This window comes from Helicobacter sp. MIT 05-5294 (genome assembly GCF_000765675.1).
Taxonomy (GTDB): Bacteria; Campylobacterota; Campylobacteria; order Campylobacterales; family Helicobacteraceae; genus Helicobacter_D.
In genome coordinates this window covers 1-2,234 of the sequence record NZ_JRPA02000045.1, presented here as the reverse complement: position 1 = coordinate 2,234, position 2,234 = coordinate 1, and the positions used below count along the sequence as shown (strand labels likewise).

4 protein-coding genes are annotated in these 2,234 nt (G+C 30.9%); all 4 read left to right on the top strand.

The genetic code is table 11. The features are described from left to right. Positions 1 to 228 precede the first annotated feature (228 nt). The 4 genes from LS69_RS10965 (at position 229) to LS69_RS09840 (ending at position 2,134) form a co-directional block, all read left to right on the top strand. Positions 229 to 513, top strand: a complete 285-nt coding sequence (locus LS69_RS10965) for an N-acetylmuramoyl-L-alanine amidase (protein ID WP_238699303.1) — start codon at positions 229 to 231, stop codon at positions 511 to 513. Between the two features lie 190 nt (positions 514 to 703). After that, positions 704 to 1,318: a hypothetical protein gene (locus LS69_RS09850; protein WP_138124606.1), complete on the top strand. Its 615-nt coding sequence runs from the start codon at positions 704 to 706 to the stop codon at positions 1,316 to 1,318. 79 nt (positions 1,319 to 1,397) lie between these two features. After that, a complete protein-coding gene (locus tag LS69_RS09845; RefSeq protein ID WP_238699302.1) occupies positions 1,398 to 1,727 on the top strand; it encodes a T6SS effector amidase Tae4 family protein in 330 nt (109 codons plus the stop codon). Between the two features lie 86 nt (positions 1,728 to 1,813). Then, on the top strand, positions 1,814 to 2,134 hold the full coding sequence (locus LS69_RS09840) for a hypothetical protein (protein ID WP_138124601.1): 321 nt from the start codon (positions 1,814 to 1,816) through the stop codon (positions 2,132 to 2,134). Positions 2,135 to 2,234 lie beyond the last annotated feature (100 nt).

Here is a 2,234-nt window from a genome sequence, read left to right as displayed (position 1 = left end):
AGAAACTCTTTAAATGACAAATACAATTTCAGAAGTGGCACAAGAATATAAGATTAAAAATTCTTCCTACGCCAAAAACCCCAAGCATTCTAGCAACTATGCAATCTACCGTAGTGGTTTGATATTATCAAATACCCTATTGCTAGACTTGAATTTTCTAATGCCAATAGTTTTAAACCACAAGCTATTGTATTACATAGGACGGATTCTAGCACTGCAAAAAACACATTGGATACTTGGAGTAATCCAAATAATGCTAAAGTAGGCACACATTTTTTAATTGATAAAGATGGCACAATCTATCAATGTGCAAGTCTGCATAAATACACACAGCATGTAGGAGATATTAAAGTAAAAAACTTGGATATAAATAATGAAAATTATAAAAATAAAACATACAAAGGGGCTTCTGGTGTAGAAAAAGAGAAACAATATCCCAATAGATACCCTATAAACTCTGATAGCATAGGGATTGAAGTGGTAGGGAAATTTCTAGGGCATGACAAAAATTAAGCAAATATGATAAAATATTCAAATATACTCAACTATCAGGAATATGGGAAGAAGCCACAGATAAACAAAAGGAAAGTGTTAAATCTTTGATTCAAGTATTAAAAATTATTTTTATCCTAAAAGAAGAAGATATTTATACGCATGGAGCTATATCAGGTCACAAACAAACAAGTGAGGGGGATGGGATTTTGTGAAAAACTTTATTTTATTTTTAAGTTTATTTTTTGCGCAGATTAAAGCTGGTGAAATTTATTACGATGATAGCAATGAATTCTTTACCGCAAAAGAAAGTAAAGAATTCATTGCAAAATACTTTCATAAACCACTAGATATGTTAAGAGAATCTATTATTGATATTGAAATTATAAGCATAGAAAGAGTTGAAAATGTTCAAGAAATTTGCAAAGTTTTTGAAATGCGTTACGACAAAGAAGAAGATGCTTGTTTTGATGATTTAGGCGCGAAATTTTGTGATTTGAAAACCAAAGACGAAATGAAACAACACATTCTAAAATCCATTGAAATACCTACAAATTTTCACAACTCAAATTATATGTTTATAGAGGACAATATTTGTGGATATACTGGAGAAGTTAGAGTTTTTGGGTATATTTGGAATTTTAAAAGCAGAGGAGGAAGTATAGAGCTTACAAGAAAAACAGATAAAAAAGAGAAGATATTTTCTATTAATGAAAACCCCGTTCAAGCTTATAGACAAGGCAAAATAGAAGATAATGAGGCAAAAAAGTATTTAGTTTGTATGGGTGTATCTTGCAAACCAAGAGCCGAGCAAATAAACCATTAAAGCAAGATTAATAGTAAACTATGCAGATTATAGCAACACTTGTGCTTTTAGGGTGAGTTACGCACTTAATTATGGTGGAATGCCACTTGAAAACTATATTTCAAAAAATAAAACAAAAAGACCGCATGGCTTTGAAAAGGCTACAATACTTCAAGGTGAGGACAATCACAATTATTTAACAGGAGTTAATTTTATGATTAAGTTATTCCAACTGCAAGAGGTTTGGGGGGATGCTGATGAACCCTACAACCCTAAGATAATGCAAACAGAACAAGATAATATCAATTTTTATAATAATGAATTTTCAAAATTCAATAAAAATGGAGTAGTAGCAATGATGATTAGCGGTTGGAGCAATGCCACAGGACATATTACGCTATGGGATAAAAAAGCAACGATTTGCAGATAATACCAATTACTTACTTGATGGAAGAGAATGGGTTATTATTGAGAAATTATATTTTTTGGAATTAAAATAGACAAGGAGGAAGTCATGTGAAAAAAGCAATATTGGTGGCTATATTAATTGGAATAAATAGTGCATTTGGAGAAATGCTTGGCGAATCATTTTATGAAAATACAGATAATATCATGAGGTTTTTAGACTATGTGCATAATCGTGTGTGTTGGACAAGCCCAAAAACAATTAATTATATTTATATGTCATTTGAATGTTTGGAAATTTATGATTCTAGAGACTGCCAAACCAAAATTGAACACATTGTTGAGGGTGGTTGTTGTAGCACCGCTTTGATTGTCGGTAAATATTCAAATCTTGCTCTAAAGTTTCAAGGAATCCATAAAGCTCATATTTAATCATTGTCCCATCAAAGTTTTCCCTATTCTTCATTAGATAATATTTAAAGCTTAATGATATTTTGCTATACTTCAAATCTTAGCTTACCTTAACAAATAA

Bases quoted from the DNA above. Each gene is read 5' to 3' on its own strand.
- LS69_RS09845 (WP_238699302.1), top strand. From the start codon at position 1,398: ATGCCACTTGAAAACTATATTTCAAAAAATAAAACAAAAAGACCGCAT.